This window comes from Niallia sp. FSL R7-0648, from assembly GCF_038007005.1.
Classification (GTDB): Bacteria; Bacillota; Bacilli; order Bacillales; family Cytobacillaceae; genus Niallia; species Niallia circulans.
In genome coordinates this window covers 540564-561009 of sequence record NZ_JBBOWE010000001.1, presented here as the reverse complement: position 1 = coordinate 561009, position 20446 = coordinate 540564, and the positions used below count along the sequence as shown (strand labels likewise).

Annotated in this window: 17 protein-coding genes and 1 pseudogene; 5 read left to right on the top strand and 13 right to left on the bottom strand. The window is 35.1% G+C overall.

Features of this window, described 5'->3' with window-relative positions:
* The first annotated feature begins 147 nt into the window (after nt 1-147).
* Nucleotides 148-1071, top strand: a complete 924-nt coding sequence (locus NSQ89_RS02735; RefSeq protein ID WP_061797734.1) for an RluA family pseudouridine synthase — start codon at nt 148-150, stop codon at nt 1069-1071.
* Nucleotides 1072-1135: 64 nt separating this feature from the next.
* Here the strand turns inward: NSQ89_RS02735 and NSQ89_RS02730 are convergent, their stop codons facing one another.
* The 4 genes from NSQ89_RS02730 to NSQ89_RS02715 form a co-directional block, all read right to left on the bottom strand.
* Entirely contained in the window at nt 1136-1390 is a 255-nt protein-coding gene (locus tag NSQ89_RS02730; protein ID WP_061797736.1) for a GlsB/YeaQ/YmgE family stress response membrane protein, read from the bottom strand.
* A gap of 257 nt (nt 1391-1647) precedes the next feature.
* On the bottom strand, nt 1648-2478 hold the full coding sequence (locus tag NSQ89_RS02725; RefSeq protein ID WP_341132212.1) for an aldo/keto reductase: 831 nt from the start codon (nt 2476-2478) through the stop codon (nt 1648-1650).
* A 110-nt stretch (nt 2479-2588) separates the two neighbouring features.
* Nucleotides 2589-3428: an SDR family oxidoreductase gene (locus tag NSQ89_RS02720; RefSeq protein ID WP_341132211.1), complete on the bottom strand. Its 840-nt coding sequence runs from the start codon at nt 3426-3428 to the stop codon at nt 2589-2591.
* A gap of 24 nt (nt 3429-3452) precedes the next feature.
* Entirely contained in the window at nt 3453-3614 is a 162-nt protein-coding gene (locus tag NSQ89_RS02715; RefSeq protein ID WP_172864700.1) for a hypothetical protein, read from the bottom strand.
* A 390-nt stretch (nt 3615-4004) separates the two neighbouring features.
* On the opposite strand from NSQ89_RS02715, the gene NSQ89_RS02710 reads away from it, so the two are divergent.
* From NSQ89_RS02710 to NSQ89_RS02700, 3 genes are all read left to right on the top strand, one after another.
* Nucleotides 4005-4622 (top strand): DUF47 domain-containing protein, encoded by a 618-nt coding sequence (locus NSQ89_RS02710; protein ID WP_047942753.1) that lies wholly within the window; start codon nt 4005-4007, stop codon nt 4620-4622.
* A 14-nt stretch (nt 4623-4636) separates the two neighbouring features.
* Entirely contained in the window at nt 4637-5635 is a 999-nt protein-coding gene (locus NSQ89_RS02705; RefSeq protein WP_047942755.1) for an inorganic phosphate transporter, read from the top strand.
* Nucleotides 5636-5859: 224 nt separating this feature from the next.
* Nucleotides 5860-6471 carry a Type 1 glutamine amidotransferase-like domain-containing protein gene (locus NSQ89_RS02700; RefSeq protein WP_235850109.1) on the top strand — a complete coding sequence of 204 codons (612 nt, stop codon included), beginning with the start codon at nt 5860-5862 and terminating at the stop codon, nt 6469-6471.
* Nucleotides 6472-6500: 29 nt separating this feature from the next.
* On the opposite strand, the pseudogene NSQ89_RS02695 reads toward NSQ89_RS02700, so the two are convergent.
* Nucleotides 6501-7468 (bottom strand): annotated as a pseudogene (locus NSQ89_RS02695) (IS1595 family transposase).
* A gap of 324 nt (nt 7469-7792) precedes the next feature.
* Here NSQ89_RS02695 and NSQ89_RS02690 point away from each other — a divergent pair.
* Nucleotides 7793-8374, top strand: a complete 582-nt coding sequence (locus NSQ89_RS02690; RefSeq protein WP_047942757.1) for a YitT family protein — start codon at nt 7793-7795, stop codon at nt 8372-8374.
* Nucleotides 8375-8413: 39 nt separating this feature from the next.
* Here NSQ89_RS02690 and NSQ89_RS02685 read toward each other — a convergent pair whose 3' ends face one another.
* The 8 genes from NSQ89_RS02685 to NSQ89_RS02650 all read right to left on the bottom strand — a co-directional run bounded on the left by NSQ89_RS02685 (nt 8414) and on the right by NSQ89_RS02650 (nt 20446).
* Entirely contained in the window at nt 8414-11275 is a 2862-nt protein-coding gene (locus NSQ89_RS02685; RefSeq protein ID WP_341132210.1) for an ATP-binding protein, read from the bottom strand.
* Nucleotides 11265-11630 (bottom strand): response regulator transcription factor, encoded by a 366-nt coding sequence (locus NSQ89_RS02680; protein WP_095320217.1) that lies wholly within the window; start codon nt 11628-11630, stop codon nt 11265-11267. Before NSQ89_RS02680 ends, NSQ89_RS02685 begins: the two co-directional genes overlap by 11 nt.
* Before the next feature lie 3 nt (nt 11631-11633).
* The gene (locus NSQ89_RS02675) at nt 11634-14867 is read right to left on the bottom strand and encodes a hypothetical protein (RefSeq protein WP_341132209.1); all 3234 of its coding nucleotides are present in this window, start codon (nt 14865-14867) and stop codon (nt 11634-11636) included.
* Complete coding sequence (locus NSQ89_RS02670; protein ID WP_341132208.1) at nt 14864-16276, bottom strand: glycosyltransferase family 2 protein; 1413 nt, start codon at nt 16274-16276, stop codon at nt 14864-14866. The genes NSQ89_RS02675 and NSQ89_RS02670 overlap by 4 nt, the downstream gene beginning before the upstream one ends.
* 1 nt (nt 16277) lies before the next feature.
* Nucleotides 16278-17315: a HEAT repeat domain-containing protein gene (locus NSQ89_RS02665; RefSeq protein WP_341132207.1), complete on the bottom strand. Its 1038-nt coding sequence runs from the start codon at nt 17313-17315 to the stop codon at nt 16278-16280.
* A 1-nt stretch (nt 17316) separates the two neighbouring features.
* Nucleotides 17317-18927: a response regulator gene (locus NSQ89_RS02660; protein WP_341132206.1), complete on the bottom strand. Its 1611-nt coding sequence runs from the start codon at nt 18925-18927 to the stop codon at nt 17317-17319.
* A gap of 294 nt (nt 18928-19221) precedes the next feature.
* Entirely contained in the window at nt 19222-20037 is an 816-nt protein-coding gene (proC, locus tag NSQ89_RS02655) for a pyrroline-5-carboxylate reductase (protein ID WP_341132205.1), read from the bottom strand.
* A gap of 91 nt (nt 20038-20128) precedes the next feature.
* The gene (locus NSQ89_RS02650) at nt 20129-20446 is read right to left on the bottom strand and encodes a hypothetical protein (RefSeq protein WP_047942765.1); all 318 of its coding nucleotides are present in this window, start codon (nt 20444-20446) and stop codon (nt 20129-20131) included.

Genomic DNA, 20446 nt, shown 5'->3' with positions numbered 1-20446 from the left:
TAAATTTACACAACCTATCTGTTACCCATAGTCTAACATATCCCTAAAAACCATTTCTGTGGTAATTAAAACCATGATATGATAACTAAGTTATATTTAAGACACTTTTATTATTCATTCTTATAAAAAACAAAGGAGATTTTATGTATGTTATTTGAAAGAAAGGGTGACTGGCTTTTCCTTAAAATCCCTTTACAATGGGAAGGATTATCAATTGAGGAGTTCTTTTCGCGAGTATTACTAGCTTCGAAAAAGCAGATTCATTTGTTTAAAATGGAGAAAAAAGTTCAATTAAATAACCAAAATGTACCATGGAATTCCCTACTTAAGCAGGAAGATATTTTAAAAATTAAGCTCTTTCAGCAGCAGCCAAATGACATTATTCCAACCTATATGGATCTCACTATTCTTTATGAAGATGATTTCCTTTTAGTCGTAAATAAACCTGATTCCATCGATACCCACCCTCATTCTTCTGAAGATACTTCTTCCTTATTAAATGGTGTGGCCTATTATTTATTATTAAGTGGAGAAGAAAGACAATTAAAGCATATCCACCGATTGGATCGGGATACTACCGGCTGTATACTTTTTGCTAAACACGATTTAGTTGCTAACATGCTTGATTATCTTTTAAGAGAAAGAAAAATTAAAAGAACGTATATCGCTCTTATTGAGGGATTTTTAGCACAGAAAAAAGGAACGATTAATAAGCCGATTGGGAAGGATCGACATCATGGCAGCCGTAGAAGAATTTCAGAGACAGGACAGCAGGCAATCACCCATTTTAAACGAATCAAGCGGCTGCCCTTCGATGATTTAACGCTTATCTCTTGTACTTTAGACACTGGCAGAACACATCAGATTAGAGTCCATTTAAGCTCCATAAATCATCCTCTTGCTGGAGACAAACTTTATGGCGGAAAACCTATGTTCCATCGACAAGCACTTCATGCGGCGAAAATCCAATTCACCCATCCTATCTCTCAGGAACAAATTACAGTCTTTGCTCCACCATTAGACACCCCGCCGATTTTCCCTGATGAAGATTGGGAATCGTTATTAAGTTGAAGGATATGTTTTCAACAAAAAAAGGAAATGGCTTAAAAAAGCTCATTTCCTTTTTTCTCTATCTTTATGTTGTTTTACGCATTCCACGCATAATCAAGCTTAGAATAAATACTAGCACGACAGCGCCGATAATGCTCGGAATAATGGCGAAATCAGCAATGGATGGACCCCAATCTCCTAAAATTAATGATCCTAACCAAGCTCCAACAAAACCGGCAATAATATTACCAATAACTCCGCCAGGAATATCCTTACCAGTAATTAATCCTGCTAACCATCCTATAATACCACCTATTATTAATGACCATAAAAATCCCATATTTAACACTCCTTTTCTTATAGTGTTGATAGTTTTCAATGAGATAGTGAAAAACATGCTGCAGCTATGATTTTCCCGTACGGTTTATTTTCACTATCTGCTTGTACTTATATTTACCACCCTTTGAGTCTTTTAAACATATCTATTACATTCATTGTTTTAAAAAGATTCATTCAAGTGCTTCCTAACAAAAAATCTACGCCTAATTAATTAGGCGCAGACCTTTTGTTTGTTTCGTTTTATAGTCCTTAAATTTATTAAAATAATAATTCATCTGGATTACTGCCAAGTCTTTCATTCATATTTAAGCGATCGATTTGATCCATTTCCACTAAGCTTAGTTGATAATCAAATATCTCTGCATTTTCTTTGATTCTTTCTGGATGAACAGACTTTGGAATAATAATATTTCCATGTTGCAGATGCCAGCGTAAAATAACTTGAACAGGAGTTTTTTCATGTTTTTTTGCAATATAATTAAGTGTCGGTTCATTTACTAACCGACCTTTGGCAATTGGCGACCATGCTTCCACTTTTATATCTTTCTTCTTACAATATTCTCTTACGCTCTCTTGGGAAAGTCTTGGATGTAATTCGATCTGGTTAACAGTTGGCTTCTCATTTGCATTAGCAAGTAAATGATCTAAATGATGTTCATGAAAATTACTTACACCAATTGCTCTAACTAATCCTTCTTCATATAATTTCTCAAGTGCTTTCCATGTTTCCACATATTTATCTTTTCCCGGCCAATGAATTAAATATAAATCTAGGTAGTCTAAATCTAATTTTTTCAAACTCGTTTCAAATGCTCTTAAAGTGGAATCATATCCTTGATCATCATTCCATACTTTAGTAGTAACAAATAACTCCTGTCTTTGGATAGCGCTTTCTTTTATCGCTCTGCCTACTCCTTCTTCATTCTTATAAATGGCAGCAGTATCAATAGAACGATAACCAAGATCCAAAGCAGTTTTTACTGTATGGAAAACGGTGTCTCCCTCTTCTACTTTAAAAACACCAATTCCTAATTGTGGTATTTCTACTCCATTATGCAGCTTCACTTTCTGTTCGATGCTATTGACCAAACAAAACACCTCCAAAAATCAGAATTATCCATATAATAACACTTATTGGAATACTTCTCTATAAATATGAATTAATCCTTTTAAAAAATCGCCTGCTTCCTAATATATTTTTATTTTAAAATAAATAGAACGATTTTCTCCCACCATTTCCATGGCACAATATGCTTAAAAAGAAATGTACCTTTTGTTCCTTTTCCGACTATATAACGCAGTCTTGGATGCTTTTTCTTTGCGATGGAAACTATCTTTTCAGCCACTACCCTTGGATCTCCATTTTTTTTACTGCTATTATGTAAATATGTATCGAGCTGTTTCATATAAGAAGAATAAGGAGAAGAAGGCAAGGTAGATTTTTCAGCAATTTGCTTCCCTGTTGTCCAAATATTTGTTTGAAAAGAACCAGGCTCTACCAGAACGACTGGAATAGAAAAAGGAGCTAACTCTAATCTTAGGGCCTCACTCCATCCTTCTAATGCAAATTTAGAGGAAACATATGGAGATAGGCCTGGAAATCCAATTTCGCCACTTATGCTGCTTATATTAATAATCATTCCTCTCCGCTGCATCCTCATAAGCGGAAGAATACATTGCGTTACACGAATGGCTCCCAAAAAATTTGTATCCATCTGTCGTTGATATTCACCGATCGATATCTCCTCTGAAAAACCCGCTCCCGCATAGCCAGCGTTATTTATCAGTAAGTCAACTTGGCCTATTTTCTGTACATATAAACTTAAGTTTTCTACAGATTGGTCTGAAGTAATATCTAAAGAAACTATGTCTATATTAGAAATTATCCCCATTCTTGTTGCTTCCTCTACTAATTGCCCACTTTTATTCGTATCTCTCATCGATGCTATAACTGTATAGTTCGCTTTTGCAAATTCTAGTGTCATCCATTTCCCAAATCCACTATTCGCTCCAGTTATTAGTACTACTTTTTTTTCCACTTTTTCCCCTTTTCCTGCCACATATTATTCATATTCCCTTCTTAACATGGACATTATATTGATTGTTGTTCGTGTTAACACTTCTCGTTGTAATTCTTCTATTCTTAAAGCCTTTTGATTGCATAGAGTGGATTGGGCATAATCTCCCCCACCTAATAAGAAATCTGCTTTCTTCTCGATAATCATATTGTTCGTTCCTTAAGTCCATTGTAATATATAGAACTAGTTTATGGGATCCTGTTCTCTTCCCATAAGCCAACTTTCTCCAATAAAAATTTCATCCATTAACAGTGGCTCTCCCTTCTTTTTTGGACATTCTACTCTTACTTTATTATCATAAATAGAATTGGACACAATATAGGATGGAGATATGGAAAAACACACTCCATTCTCTGGAGAAAAATATTAAATCCGTGCAAATATTGTAAAAAAGTAATGTAGTTTTCTTAAAACTTTGTAAAGCAAATATTAAGTTTTTGTAAATTTCGTTTCAAAATACTATGCTATTCGACAACTTTCCTATAAAATATGTAAGGCTTAGTCATAATTTGTTATATATTAATGGAGGTAACCATAATGGTTTTTAAAAAACAAGATAAGTTTGCTGTTATGTTAAAAAATATTGCTTCAAATTTAAAAGAAGGAGCAGACTTTTTTGCTGACTATAAACTAACAAATGTTAGCGATTTAAAAACTTTTTCTGAAACAATGAAGGAAATTGAAACAAAAGGTGATACATATGTTCATGAAGTTATCACAGAATTAAATAAAGCCTTTATTACGCCGATTGAAAGAGAAGACATTCTAGCTCTTACAATGAGTATGGATGATGTTTTAGACGGTCTTGAGAGTACTTCTGCACTTTTCGAAATGTACAATATCATTAGTGCAGATGAATATATGCTTCGTTTTGTGGAAGAAATCAAAAACTGTGCAGTAGAAATTGATAAAGCAGTAGATCTGCTTACAACTAAAAAATTACCTAAAATTAGAGAGTATGCAATTAGAATTAAAGATCACGAATCAAAATGTGATGGCATTTTACGTCAATCGATTAAAAACCTTTTCTCTGTAGAAAAAGATCCGATTCGTATTATCCAATATAAAGAAGTGTATGAAAATCTTGAGGATATCGCTGATTACTGTCAAAGTGTTGCCAACACACTTGAAAGTATCATTATGAAGAACGCATAAGGAGTCTTTTTCCAATGAATACATTATTAATACTTACAATTTTAATCGTTGTCTTTGCCCTAGCATTTGATTTTATTAATGGCTTTCATGACACAGCCAATTCCATTGCTACTGCAGTATCAACAAAAGCACTAAAACCGAAGCATGCCATTATTATGGCAGCATGTATGAACTTTATTGGTGCGATGACCTTTACTGGTGTGGCAAAGACAATTACAAAAGGAATCGTAGATCCTTTTCAATTAACAAATGGTTCTCTCGTTATCCTTGCAGCATTGATTTCTGCTATCATCTGGAATTTAGTCACTTGGTATTTTGGAATTCCAAGTAGTTCTTCCCATGCAATTATTGGATCAATCGCTGGAGCAGCAATTGCTTCTTCTGGTTTCTCCTCTCTTAATTACACTGGGTTTATTAAAATCATTGAGGCATTGATTCTTTCGCCTATCATCGCTTTTATTGTTGGATTTACCATTTACTCCATTTTTAAATTCTTTTTTAGGGATTTAAATTTAACAAAAACAAATAGACGTTTCCGCTATTTCCAAATATTCACTGCAGCATTGCAGTCTTATACGCATGGTACAAATGATGCTCAAAAAGCCATGGGGATTATTACGATGGCTTTATTAGCTAATAATTATGTTTCAACAAGCGAGGTGCCATTTTGGGTACAATTTGCCTGTGCTACTGCAATGGGACTAGGGACTTCTGTAGGTGGTTGGAGAATTATCAAAACCGTTGGTGGAAATATTATGAAAATTCGACCAGTAAATGGGGTAGCTGCTGATTTATCAGGAGCTATGATCATTTTCGGATCCACCTTAATTCACCTTCCAGTTAGTACAACCCATGTTATCTCTTCTTCTATTCTCGGTGTTGGTTCTGCACATCGTTTAAAAGGAGTTAAATGGGGAACAGCACAACGAATGATTATTACATGGGTTATTACATTGCCAATTTCAGCAAGTATCGCTGCAATTTGTTACTATATCCTGCATTTCTTTTTTTAAGTAGAAGGATTATCATATACGGCTTAATAAATAAGGCCATAAGAAAAACATCTTCACCCAATTGGGTAAAGATGTTTTTCTTATTTTAAAGGGTAGCCAATCTTTTTTTAACGCTGTTTTCGTTAAGATTGTTGTTTTTAGGTGAAAATTCCTGATTTCCTATTTTTCTGTTAAAATAAGGATATATCTAATACGAAATAGAGAATAGAATGGGGTTGATTATATTGAAATTGCTATTAACCTCTAACGGTTTTTACAATGATGCTATTAAAGAGCAATTTTTAAAACTCATTAACGGCGAACCAAACGAACTGGACGTTGCTATTATCACAACTGCATCGCCGCAAAAGGATAAAAATAGATTTGCTCAGAAGGCGAAAGAGAACTTTAAGGATATGGGGTTTCAAAACATAGATTTCATTGATATAGAGTTTGATAACCCAAAAAGTCTTGCACATAAAGATGTCATATACATCAATGGTGGAAATCCATTTAACTTATTATTCCATACTAAACAGAGTGGGGCAGATAGTATCCTACGAGAGTTAGTTACCAAAAATGTTGTTATTGTAGGTGTAAGTGCTGGTGCTGTTATACTTGGTCCAAACATTAAAGTCGTTCATTTCTTCACACCGCAAATGAATGTACTAAATACTAAGGATTTTTCTGCATTAGACCTAACGGACAAACTTGTTTTTCCTCACTATGACCGAGAAGATTTGTTCAAGGATAGTACAAGCAAGACAATTGAAGATAGACTAAAAGAATTTGAAATCCTTGAAGGATGCGAAGTTACGAGATTAAAGGATTATGAATATATCACAGTAGAAAAGTAATTTATTGACCTCGAATTAGAGGGCTTTTATTATGCACTTCTTCTAAACATCTCAACTGTCGTATAGTTTGATTTATGGACAGCACTAAATAAAAGTTGCTTCACTCGTTCTTTGTGAGCCACCTTTGTGCTTTGTTCAAGGTATCTGAACCAAAACAGGTAGTTATCAAGATATTTGGTTGCCACACCTTGAAAACGGTCCATAAATTGTTTTAGTCGTTTGTGATAAGCATTAACGTGTTGAATATGGAAGATAGATTTTTTCACATAAATCCCTTTCCGCAAATTCACCATTTCGTGCTGTAATCCCTTATCTTCGGCTAACTTTTTATAGTTCGTAGCTGCATCTGAACATAACAAAGCAGAGGTGTCGATAAAGGCACCTAATACCTTATCTATATCTGTTGATTTAATACGCCCTTTTCCAGCCATTTGAGAGATGACTTGTCCATTTCGATCTTGTGCTACAAGAACACAGACCTGTTCCTTTGAGATACCTCGTTTTGTTGCGACACCGCCACGCTTACGAGGGTTTCTATGAGTAATAGACTTCTTCCCTTTGTCACTTCCAAAAAAAAGGTTTCATCGCTTTCAACAATCCCTTTTAAAGTTTGATTGCCTAATGAACGGAGAGCATTCAAGATTTTATGTCGCCAGTAAAAAGCCGTAGAAATATGGATTTCTAAAGTATCAGAGATTTTAGGTAGCGTATAGCCTTCTACCATCATTTCAAAATATTTAACCCATTTATGAGGGTATCGAGAACCTGCCAACGGAGTATTGGTCATATCGTTAAAGGTCTTCCCACAGTCCTTGCACAAATATCGTTGCCTCGCACGATATTTGCCATTCTTCTTGACCGATACGCTTCCACAATGGAGGCAAGCCAAACCGCCAGAAAAACGAGTTTCACGAATATCTTTTAGCATCTTCGCAATATCTTCTCGTTCTTCAGGGAATAAGTCTTGTTTCATTGCTTCGTAGCTTTTTGTGTGTATTTTATGATGAGCTTGTGCACATTCTTTGGTTGAACACCACTTTTTCTTACAGCCGAGCGCATTCTGGCTTTCCTTCCCTTTATGAACACCGTTTTTCCTTGCAGCAAATAAATGCTCGCAATCTTCTGTTACTTAATTTCGCTAAATCACCAGTTTATAGAATTTAATAGCAAAAGTAGTACTTTTACCTATCTTACTTCTAACTTCAATAGCCCACTTGCTCAATCAATTTTCATCCTCCTAAGTCAATTATGTTCTTCTATGTTTATACTCTTACACATATGTATAAGAAGAATGGACAAGGAATAGATAGGATGATGTTTAATGATAGAAAAAATAGCGGCGATATTTGTCGGGAGCTTATTAATAGGCATGGGGGTAAATGGATTTTTAGTCCCACATCATCTGTTAGATGGGGGCATAATTGGAATCGGCCTTATTTTGCACTATCACTACGAGGTTCCGACAGGTCTGTCTATGATTCTTTTAAGCATTCCCTTATATATACTGGTGTGGTTTTATAATAGGGAGTACTTTTTTTATGGCATAATTGGCTTCCTTGCTTCTTCCATCTCTATTGATTTCCTATCTTTTTTACGTGATTTATTTTCATTGAAGCTTGTATTAAGTGCGATTTTGGGCGGAGTGATTATTGGCGTAGGAATTGGCCTCATGCTTCGATTTGAGACCAGCACTGGAGGGACGGATCTCCTTGCCCAAGTCCTGTCAAAGATACTTTCTATTCAGGTAGGTCTCATCATTTTTCTAATAGATGGAATCGTTTTAGCCAGCGGCTATAAAATAATTGGGCTGACAACTTTTTTAGCTTCTTTCTTAACTATTTTCTGTGTGGCTGTGTTTACGACTTTATTATCCAAAAACTCCCCTATAAGGAAGGAGAGGTAGCTATTACCTCTCCTTCCACTTGACTTTAAATGCGACTTTTCACTCTTTATCTTGTTCTGGTATCAATACTTGGCCCACTTTCCCCATCTTTAATAAGGTTTGCATAATCGTTTTAGAAAGTTGGCTAGTTTGGTATGGTTTTACGAGATAATCCATCGCTCCTCGTGATAATCCCTTTTCTTTTTCATCTAATGCAGATGATACGATAACCGGAATATTTCTGAGTTTTTCTGATTCTTTGATATGATTCAAGATTTTCCAACCATCAAAATTTTCATCTTCGAGCATGATATCAAGCACCACTGCATCTGTCGGGAGCTTTTCTAACATTTGCATTGCCTCTTGACCATTTTTATAATACACAACTTGGAAGCCGTTATCTTGCAATTCATGAACAATTAATTCTCCCAGGCTAATATCATCTTCTATCACCATGATCGAGTAAGTTTGCTTATTTTCTATAGATACTTCATCAGAAGCCTCCATTTTATGGACAAGGGGAAAAATAAGCGTAAACGTACTTCCCTTCCCATAATCTGATTCTACTGCCACTTGGCCATCATGGGCAATCATGATTTCTTGAACAATAGACAGTCCAAGGCCCGTACCACCAATCTTTCTTCGGTCCGTATTATCTACTCGATAAAACTTAGTAAATAATTTACTGATCTCCGCTTTTGGGATTCCTAGGCCTTCATCTTTAAACGATACTCGCAGCTGCCCGTTCTCTTTATAAATATTAATCTCTATTGTCCCTCCATCGGGGGAATACTTAATAGCATTACTTAGAAGATTCGCCAGCACTTGTTCAATCTTCGCTTTATCACCAATAATCATGGTTTCCTCTATCAACTGATTTATTTCGATTCGATGAGAACTAGTATTAATGGATAGTTTTTCCTTGACTCTCTCTACTATTGGCATTAAATCAATGTACTTCTTCTCATAGGTTTGCTTTCCTGCTTCCATTCGTTGAATATCTAGGAAATCATTTATTAAGGAGGTCAGCCTCTTTGCTTCACCATATATTGTTTGTAAGTACTTTTTCTGCTTTTCCACTTTTAATTCTCGATTTATCATTAATTCTGTAAATCCAAGTATGCTTGCTAACGGTGTTCGCAGCTCATGACTCACTGTGCTTACGAACTCAGACTTCATTCTATCCACTTCATATTCTTTTGTTATATCCCTATAAACAAGGATGGTGCCGAACTTAGTGTTTCCTCTATAAAGTTCCTCCGCATAGATATTAATTACTCGTCCATCTTTCATAAAGGCACTATAGGAATCCGTCTGTTTTTCCTTAATGGATGCTTCTATATATTGAAGCAACCCTTCTTCATCCATAAAATGAGCTGTTAATGGCTGCTTCCATTCATCCCATCTACAGCCAGGATAAAATATTGTTTCCTTTGTGTCCCCAATCATTTCTTCAAGCTTTTCATTCACGAATATTATTTCACCTATTCCACATACTACCTGAATACCCTCTTGAATGGTATTTAAGATATCGTAGTTTAATACACGATCATTTTCTGTTTGCTCAAATAATTCAATTTTATCTAAAGAAATACTTATTTGTTTTGCCAACGCAATAAATTCTTCCTTATCAAACACCGAGTAAGGATCGCTAAAACGACTCAGCATCATCACTGCTGTTATTTCATCATCCGAATTATAGACAGGAATATACAAATCATGTGTAAATCCTTTTTCAAGGTGATAGCCTTTTTCGGCCAATACCATTTCTCTTGAAATAATAAATGGGTCTTTCTCTTTTTTTAGTCGATCGAGCATTCCTTGCCATACATAATTTTTAAATTGCTCTGCTCCTTCTTCGACAATTCCGTAGGATGCATATGCTTGATCCTTTAATAGTAAGATAATTCCTCTGTCTGCCTGTAGAATTGCTGCTAGATGGGTAATAATACTCTCTAATACTTCATTTTTATCTAATGAATTCGAAATGCTATTAATTAATTCATTTCTTCGCCTTAATGATTCCCTATTTGCTCTAACTGTCTCTAAGACCTCTTCTAATTCTATTTGTTGTGCATGCAGTTCATCCTGCTGTGCAAGTAATTCCTCATTTTGCGCCAATAAGTTTTGTTCTTTATCTTGAACACTTTGATACATTTGATAAAAAGCAGCAGAGAGTTTCCCTATCTCATCAGCTCGCTTGGTGTCTATCTTTATCTGTGCATCATTTCCTTTCGCAATTTCATTTGCCGCAACTGATAAATCGGCTAACGGTTTGCCAATTTTTTTTAATCCAGCCCGCCCTATAAAATAAATAACCATCATAATGAAAATAATATAGACAAGAAAGCTGATTTGAAAAATGATGATATTTTTATCTAGTTCATTTACCAAATTATTCAGTTCATTCGTCATCGATTGTAAATAGTTATGTAACGAACCCTTTATATGACTAATTCGATCTGCTCCCCCATCATCTGAGAGTTTCACCACTTTGTCGATTTCTCCTTCATCAAAGTAGTTTAATGCTTTGGGGAGGATATCCTGAAAATAATAAGAATGAAAATTTGCTATCTCTTCTACTAACACTGCATCTTCATCTGTTGTAGCAACAGCTTTTAGCTGTTGAATCAATTCATTTGTCTTGGCATCCATTTTTAAAGCGGATGAACGCATATCGGGATTATTAAACGCGAAGTATCCTCTTGCTTCTGATAAAGCATTTTCTAGCATATCTTGTAATTCTCTAGTGATTGATATTTTTTCAAGGATCACTTCCCTTTCTTCTGCATAGCGATCATTCAATTGCTTTTGACTGAGTGCAAGGAAGGCACAGCCCATAAGGAAAAGCAAACTAAAAAAAAACAGTAAAGCTACAAACTGTCTTGATATGCTTTTACCAAAATAATCTTTAATTTTCATTCAATATTTCTCCTACTTTGTCTAATAAAGCAAGCGGGCTAAATGGCTTTGCCATAAAATAATCTGCTCCTGCTCCCATAATTTCATGTTGCTCACTCGCTTGGCTTTTGGCAGAGAGCATCATAATTTTAAGATGCTCTCTCTCTTTATCTGCTCTTACTTTTTCAATGACTTCTAAGCCGGTCATAATTGGCATCATATAATCAAGGATTAGTAAATCATATTGGTTCTCTTGAATTAACTGAAATGCTTCTTCTCCATCTTGTGCTTCATCCACGATGTACTCATCTTCCAATGTATCAACTATCAACATTCTTAATACTTCTTCATCTTCTGCTAATAAAATTCTTTTCACCATTTAATCCCCCAAATTTATTTCTAAAAAGGCATCCTTTAAGAGGTAATACGATGCCCTTAGCCGTTCATGGTAAGCTGGCATCTCCCATTCGTCCCACGTGTACCATTTAGCATCAGCAGCTAGGATTTCATTATATCTATTAAGCTTAGGGAAGGAAGAGATTATTTCCTCCTCTTTTTCCATTACCGCTGCTATTTGGATTCCCTTAGCCTGTACACTTTCCTCTAATCCCTTTTGCCATAAATCAGCCATTATCTCTTTCCGGCTCGGGTCTTTCATATTCAACAAGGCCCAAGGTATCCGGACTTCAATCGTTTTTTTATCTTTGCTCACGCTTATATCGGTTAAGCTATTAAATTCTTTACTAGCAGGATTTCCATTGCCAAATAGAAGATGTCCAGTTACATAAGATTGAAATGGAATTTTAGTATCTGGGAGCTCTAATTTCTTATTTAAGGTCAGTCGAATAGGATGAAATACTCCATTATCCTTTTTCTTTGCATAAGCTTCTTCTTTGATCATATGCAAAATGGATCCATAATGATAATGGAAGGAATCATAATAACTATCAACTAATATTTGCGAATTGTGTTCATTCGCTATTTTAACAAGAAAGTCAACGCCAAACGTTGATTTAATTGTTTTGTTTTTAAGTGCAATTGTTTTTTGGCCTTGCTTCTCAATGGTATTAAACAATAGATAGGTTGTATCTGTTTGTAAGTCTATTGGCTGGTGATAATCAATTCTCAAGTTGACCTGCTGTTCATCACTTGTTACATATATAGACTCTATTCCTTTTTGTTCCCTTCTATCTTCATACAAAGGAGAAATGCCGAGTTTTTCCCAGTCCTTTTTCTTTCCATCTATATAAATGGGCGACTCATATTTTCCAGGATCAAAGCTGAGTAAGCCAAAATGCTGTTCATTTGTTTGTAGATTGGACCAATATGGTCTTCTATCAGGATTATCATAATCCATCGTATTCCATGTTCGCTTGAACCATTCATCCTGCCAAGCAAATAGTAGCCCACCTGCATAATTTTCATCGACAATCATTTGAAACATTTCTTTATCGAAATTTCCTTGTTCTTGTTCGGAAAGAAACCCTTGTGTCATTCCATTTACATTCTCATGCGTTTTTCCTCTCGATGCGGGTACACCAAATTCAGCAATTAGAACTGGCATATCATGTGCTTCTCTTAACTCCTGTAAATAAGCTCCATAATTACTCTGCTTCCCTTGTTTATTTATATAGCCTTTATATGCAGGCTCATAGTTTAAGAAATCTGGATAATACGGATAGACATGATAGGAAGCAAGGAATCCCGCATGAAAATTCTCTGTCGTCTTTATATAATTGGGATTTACGATGGCCATATCTTCTTTTGGATCCGGCTCATAACGATGTTTAAGCAAGTCCGTTGTTACCCAATTGGTAAAGCTCATTGTATGCTGCCAGTCATATTTATCAACCTCATATTTCACCGTTTCATCCATCTTCTGCGCAAGCCAACTTTCAAAAGGAGAAGCATCTTTTGTTTCAAAGTAAGTTCCATCATAAGAAGCTATGCGTTTATGTTTCTCATTTGTATTCTGTACTACCTCTGGATCCCATTCGATTCCGATCATAATGCCTAATACATATTTTGATATATCATATGTATACTCACCGGAAGCATGGCCAGGGGCAGCAGCTATAGATGCATTCCCATGAATGATATCTATCATATTCTTCAACTCTCGATCAAAATCATTATCCACTTCCTTCGCGTAAGCATCCTGTTTTTCTAGGAGAGTCTCTTCATTAATCCATGCACCATGAAAAAGATATAAAGGCTCCTCTGCCAACTGATTATATTCATACAATGCTTGATAGAAAGCGGGTGGATGCAAGGTATACACCCTAATTGCATTGGCATGCATGGCGCCAATATCTTTAAACCAGCGAAAATACTCATCCTTCGTTATCGCTGTTTCTCCTGGAAAACTTCCTGGCTTTGCAATCCCCATATTAACTCCTTTGACAAGGAGATTTGTCCACTTATTGTCTTTCAACACCTGAATATACGTATCATCTGTTTTCGTATTTATCTTCAAATGATTCACAGTTGTTGTTTCCACATTTGTACTTGCATGATCAGCGGAATGTAAACCATTCTTTAGAATCCCTTTCATAATAGGTACATAACTGTTCCAATAAAAGGAGTGGCGATAAGTAATAGATCTTTTCCACGTATCAAACCCGACTGTTTTATAAAGTGCTGGTACCTCTGCTTCATCTGCATAGTCACCTGCAAAATAATAAGACGTGTATAGTTTATTCTTGTATTGAATGACTGCTGGAAACTGACTAGGTAAGCCATATTCTGATAAGACCGCTTTCCCTTTTCCATTTACTGGAAGTGTATACGTAGCAAGAATATCGGTCTCATCCTTTGCAGCAACTATATCAAACCAATAACCATAATTCGATTTAATAGGCTGATTGAACAAATCTTTTCCTTTATCAGTAGTCGAAAATTGAAGGGCTCCGCTATTAAGTTCTTGATCTGACAATACAATGAGATGATCATCGCTATTAATCAAGATTAACCCTGATCCTTTAAATGACCACTTGTCATCATAGATGTGCTCATATCTTTCTTTGACCCATATAGGAATTTCCTCGCTTTCCATGTCAGAAAAATATCTGCCAATCCAGCCACTCCATGAAAGTTGGAGAAGATTTGTTATTTTTTCACGAGCTTGATCACTAGTTGGATCTGCAAAGGTATTAAATTCAGCAATCAATGTTTTATTGGTGTTTTGAAACAAAGCTGACTCTACCCTTTCAACATCTTCTAACGCTAATCCGCCTTCCATATGCTTCGAATTCATTCTGGAAGCATCTTCCTTATCGATTCCATATTGATCTGTCATATATATCACATCATAGGAAGATAAATCTTTTGGCAAATGGTTTAATTGCTTGTGTTTTTCCTTTAGGGGATTAAATCCGACATAATCACGTTGTTTGCTATAAGGAGCATGGTTAGTTTTCACATATTTTTGATTATTCAACACCCATATCAATCCCGCATGTTCCCGATAGGAGGAATCCGACACTGTTTTATCCATAATTAAGACATTTAATTCCTTTGAATGCTTTAACTGCCAAAGCCAAAAAGGACTTGTTAAAAGTCCTACACCAAAGAGAATAAGTAAAAAGAAAATAATCGATTTATTCCATTTCATTCGGATACTCCTTTACGGCTCATTTCTCCCCAACTCTTATCTCTTCTTATTAATTGCCAAATGCCTTCGCATCGCCAAAAAACAGTTAACGGGCGGTACCAAAAAGATTCTGTCAACGAATAGAAGAACAATGAAATGATATGGGAAACCTTCGGATATTTTCGTAAACTCCATTCTTCTAATAACACTGCTGCCATTGAAAAAATAGAGCCATAAATACAGGAAAGTAATAGAATTAAGATAGCAAATTCTAAATATACGCCTCCAAAAAACAAGGCAATAATCGTATAAACATATCCTAAAAATTCAATGATGGGGCCAAAAAACTCAATTAGCCAGAAGTATGGAAAAGATATGAGCCCGATATTTCCATATTTCGGGTTAAGCGTTAGCTTTCTATGATTCCAAAGACTTTCATATAATCCACGATGCCACCTTCTTCGCTGTCTTCTTAAATATTTTATTTCTTCCGGAACTTCTGTCCAGCAGACTGGGTCTGGCACATAAACAATTTTCTTTTTTTCCTTTGTCTCTTTTAATAAACGATGGATTCGTACAACGAGTTCCATATCTTCGCCGACTGTATTTGTTTGATAGCCTCCAGCCTTTAGGACCCATTTTTTTGAAAAAACACCAAAAGCTCCAGAAATAATTAATAATAAATTATGTCTACTTAATCCAATTCTCCCCATCAAAAAAGCTCTTAAGTATTCGATTATTTGCATAATAACCAAGGGATGGCGAGACAATCCTATCTCGAGGACTTGTCCGTTCTTAATCTTACATCCATTAGCAATGCGTATACTTCCACTTGATGCTATCACTTCTTCATCACTATCCATAATAGGCTTCATTACCTTTAAAAAAGCATCTCTTTCTAAGACTGAATCACCATCTAATGAACAAATATAAGGAAAATGAGAAAAGTTCAGTCCTGCATTTAAAGCATCTGCTTTTCCGCCATTTTCTTTATCGATTAAATATAATTTAGGGAGCAGCTTCGATTGATAAATCCCTTTAATAGGCTTTGTCGTAAGTTGTTTCCTGACAACCTTTTCTATATGAACCATCTCATATTGTTCTATCATTTTCTGCAGTGTTTGGTCCTTTGATCCATCATTGACAACAATGATTTCAAATTGAGGATAATTAATGCTCAACAAGGACCGTACACTTGGAATGATTCCAGCTTCTTCATTATAAGCTGGAACAATGATAGATACAGGTTTCGTATACCATTCATTTGAAACATCATCAAATGTATCTTCTCTATTTAATTTATATTCCTTTCGTAGCTGAAGCATGGAAATGAAAAGAATAACAGAATAAAACAATATAATAATTATCATATAAACAGCAATAAACGTGGCAAAGATTTGTACAGCAATTGACCACCATTGATAAAACATGCTAATAAACTCCTTTATTTAACCATTCTCTGGCCATATCCTTGGCAAACTTATCCTCTGATTCGTTAACGACTTCTAATAAAACTTCTCTGCCTTTTTTAAAGCTTATGATGGATTCAGCTGCTTGAGATCGCACCCACCAAGAAGAATCATGAAGAAGCTTTACTAACAAAGGAATATATTTATCGAGGCTACTTCTAGATCCTAATAGTTTGGCAACCATCATTCTCTCCTGCCAAACTTCAGATTCTGCCAAGAAAACGTAATCTTCCATATTTCTCACATAGCCTATTGCAGCTATTGCCTTCAAAGCCCTTAATCTGATCTCTTCCTCATATTTTACGAAAACATCCTCTAAAAACTGAATGTACTCTACCTTCTTTTTCATGCTTATTACGTCTAAAGTTGCTAATTGTAACGCTTCTCGACAATAATAAAAAGGTTGAATGAGTTTCCTAAAACTATCAGGCTTTAATCGGAGCAGTATACTACGGTAATTCTTTTCCGTAAGCTCTTCATCCTTATTTATAAGGCTCCAAATGTTTTCATATTGAAAGGCTGCTAAAATCCGATAGATTTGGATTTTCTCTTCTTTATGACAATTTCTTTTAGATAATCGACTAATCACCTGGTGTTTCATTTCCTTCATATGAAAATCTTCTATTTTATAAAGGACATTCATCCGTTTACTCCAATATCTAGACTTTATTTCTTTCCGATATTTATCTTTCAAGAAAAAGTCAGCAAGTTCGTGAAGCCGTTCTTCTTCCTGTTCCCCTTCTATTCTCTCAGAAAAATCAGTGAGAACCTGTTCAATTGCCTGCTTGTCTATTCTTGATTGCATTATATCCTTCACTCTTTCCTTCCCCTCCCGAAGATAGGAAAAGATTGGTCCAATCAGCTGCTTTTTTCGCTCATTAATATGGTTATTTTGTTTATTCTCTATTACTTTCCTAATGACTAAATAAGTTAATAAGCATAATAAAGTAGCAAATAAGATGATACTAACAATTTGTAATACTCTTACCTCTTGTTCCAAATTAAATCATCCTCATAATTAACCTTGTTATTCTTGCCTGTAACTCTTTAATACTGAATGGTTTTGTAACATAATCATCTGCTCCTAACCGTAATGCTTCCGCAATATCTTGTTCACTTTTTCTACCAGTCAACATTAAAATATGAGCATTATGCTGATAAGACGTCTTTTTAATAATTTGCAGGAGCTCTAGGCCATCCATTACAGGCATCATTCCATCCAAGATGAGAAAATGCATCCCATTCTCTTGTAATCGCTTGGATTCTAAAAATTGAATCCCATCTTCATATTCTGTGACATTTATGGTAAGGTTATTTATCTCGATGGAATCTAATATATTTTTTAAAATAGAACGAATGAAAGAATCATCATCAACAATCGAAATATTTAATAATTTTTTATTCGTTGCTTCCTTCCTTTTATTAGTGCTTCGAATACAAGCACGTCCATCTTCCTTGGCTAAATAAAGCGCCTCATCTGCCTTCTCAAGTGCTTTATTTAATGGTATATCATTTGAAATGACTTCAAATACACCAGCAGAAAAGGTCAAAGAAAATTTGCCACCACTTTCTTCGAATTCTATTCCTGAAAAACGCTTCAGCATTCTATTTAATACATCGATAACTTCAGATTCTCCCGCTCGTTGAAAAAGGATGACAAACTCTTCTCCACCAAATCGAAAAAGAGTATCTGTGGTTCGAATATTTGTTTTCAAGAATTGGGCAAAAGCTTTTAATACCTTATCCCCTGCAACGTGACCATATGTATCATTGACTCGTTTAAAATAATCAATATCTACAATAGCAATCGTACCAGAAGTTTTTGTCCGAACTGTATCACTAATAAAACGAGTATACGAATCCTTTAAAAACTTGCGATTATATACTTCTGTTAATTCATCAATTAATACAGACTGGTCAAAGATTTTCTTTCGCTCGATATGTCTCTCAATTCGAATCAGAAATTCTTCCATATCGAGTGGCTTTTCCATATAATCATCTGCGCCCTTCTTATATGCAGCTATTCTCTTTTCTCTTGAAGTATCAATACTGCATATAACCTTTGGAACAAATGAGTGCTTTGTATGCATCTGAATATCATCTAAGATATCTAAACCAGTTTTAAATGGCAGGTTAATATCAATAATGATACAATCTGGCTGCATTCTGTAAAATTGCTCAATCGCCTTCTCCGCATTAGAATTTGCCATTACCATCCAGCCTTTACGTTCCAGCATTTCCTTTAAAAAAATCAATAAAGAAACATCATCATCAATTAGCTGAATAAGCGGTACGTCAATATCTCTATAATCAGGAATTTTATTAATCTCTTCGTGAAAATGCTCGTATTCCTCACAAATATCAAGTAACTCACTTAAAAAGTTCTTTAATTCAGATTGAATCCAATCTCCTTCTCTCTCCTCCACCTTTATCATTAACCCTGAAACTAAATGAAATAACAAATCCAAATCTAAAGTACCAGAAGTTCCTTTAATCGTATGTAATAACCGATAGACTTCTTCATTTTTTATGATCTCTGTTGCTTGTTTATTTAACAATTCATTTAACTGCTGTGTCATCCTCGTAATAAATATTGCTTTATATTTATCCAACACTAAATTCCTCCCGCTTCTTTAGCCACACCATTTAAGACTGTTTTGATATTTTTCCCGACATTAAAAAATTAATCATACACTTTTCATCCTAAATATTAGGAAAACCAAATGATTGCGCACAAAAAAACAGACCAAAAAACTGGTCTGATTGCTACAATAAATATACCATTTCGATAGATGTGAATAATTAAATTATATTCTGCTTCATTATGAAATTTTCCTTTTATATTATATACAAGGAAAACAGAATATAATAGAGAAACATTTCCTAATTTCTACTTTTATTACTTATTAATTTCCCTTCTTCATTCTGCGATTTTTGCGATCACAGCTTTCCATTGCTGCCAAAATTGTCCCTCTAAATTGATTTTGTTCCAATGCAGTAATTGCTTCAATTGTCGCTCCACCAGGTGTGCATACTTCATCTTTTAATATTCCTGGATGCTTACCTGTTTCTAAGACCATTTTTGCTGCTCCTAAAACAGATTGTGCAGCTAACTTGTAAGCTTTCTCTCGCGGTATTCCACTGCGAACGCCACCATCTGCCAATGCTTCAATAAACATATAGACATAGGCTGGAGAAGAACCGCTAATCGCTGGAATATAGTCCATTAAGCTTTCTTCCACGACTTCCACTTGCCCAAATGCTGCAAACATTTCCATTATAAAAGCAATTTCCAGCTCTGTAACTCTTTCATTTGCGCAAAATACAGTCATCCCTTCACCGACAAGAGAAGGAGTATTTGGCATGGAGCGGATAACCTTTGCATTTTTTGATAACTGTGATTCTATGTATGCCATCTCTATTCCAGCTGCCACTGTAACAATGATTGTTTCATTCTTCACATAAGAGAGGATTTCTTGTAAGACCTCTCCATATAAATGTGGTTTTACTGCAACAATAAGTATATCTGCAAAGCTTGCTACTTTTTTATTATCTAATGTCGTTTCTATTTGAAAGGTTTCCCTTACCATTTGCGCGCTTTCCGCAGATTTCGTACTAGCCAAAATATCCTCTCTACTCAAAAAAGAAGACTGCAGCATTCCATTTACCATTGCTTGAGCCATTTTTCCACAGCCAATGAAACCAACTTTTCTTTTTTCCACTCTGATCTTCCTCTCATGTTTGTCCTTTTACTCTTACATAGTATGAGAAGAAAATCAACAAATCTATCTAAGCTGTTTAGTGTTTAGAATATTAGCACATCATTTTCGGACCATTTTTTCTTTGATAATACTGCTTAATTTGATCAATTCTGATTGCTTCTTCCATACATAAATTCCCTTTATCTGAATGAAAAGACAATAAACTAATACCATATTCGATTAAGGAAACAAGAATAATCTCCATTTCCATTCCATCCAGTCTCAAAATACTGTCATTACTGGTTGTGACTTTTTCCTTTACCATTTCTAAAATGAATAGAATTCCTCTGGATGCATTTCGTATACTAAAATCCAATGCTTCTTTTATTAATAAAAGATTTTCCTCGGTTACGTATATTTGCTCCTTCAC

What these genes read in the sequence shown, in the direction of transcription:
- NSQ89_RS02735 (WP_061797734.1), top strand. Translation starts at nt 148, where the DNA reads ATGTTATTTGAAAGAAAGGGTGACTGGCTTTTCCTTAAAATCCCTTTA.
- NSQ89_RS02730 (WP_061797736.1), bottom strand. Translation starts at nt 1,390, where the DNA reads ATGGGATTTTTATGGTCATTAATAATAGGTGGTATTATAGGATGGTTA.
- NSQ89_RS02715 (WP_172864700.1), bottom strand. Translation starts at nt 3,614, where the DNA reads ATGATTATCGAGAAGAAAGCAGATTTCTTATTAGGTGGGGGAGATTAT.
- NSQ89_RS02710 (WP_047942753.1), top strand. Translation starts at nt 4,005, where the DNA reads ATGGTTTTTAAAAAACAAGATAAGTTTGCTGTTATGTTAAAAAATATT.
- NSQ89_RS02705 (WP_047942755.1), top strand. Translation starts at nt 4,637, where the DNA reads ATGAATACATTATTAATACTTACAATTTTAATCGTTGTCTTTGCCCTA.
- NSQ89_RS02690 (WP_047942757.1), top strand. Translation starts at nt 7,793, where the DNA reads ATGATAGAAAAAATAGCGGCGATATTTGTCGGGAGCTTATTAATAGGC.
- NSQ89_RS02685 (WP_341132210.1), bottom strand. Translation starts at nt 11,275, where the DNA reads ATGAAAATTAAAGATTATTTTGGTAAAAGCATATCAAGACAGTTTGTA.
- NSQ89_RS02675 (WP_341132209.1), bottom strand. Translation starts at nt 14,867, where the DNA reads ATGAAATGGAATAAATCGATTATTTTCTTTTTACTTATTCTCTTTGGT.
- NSQ89_RS02670 (WP_341132208.1), bottom strand. Translation starts at nt 16,276, where the DNA reads ATGTTTTATCAATGGTGGTCAATTGCTGTACAAATCTTTGCCACGTTT.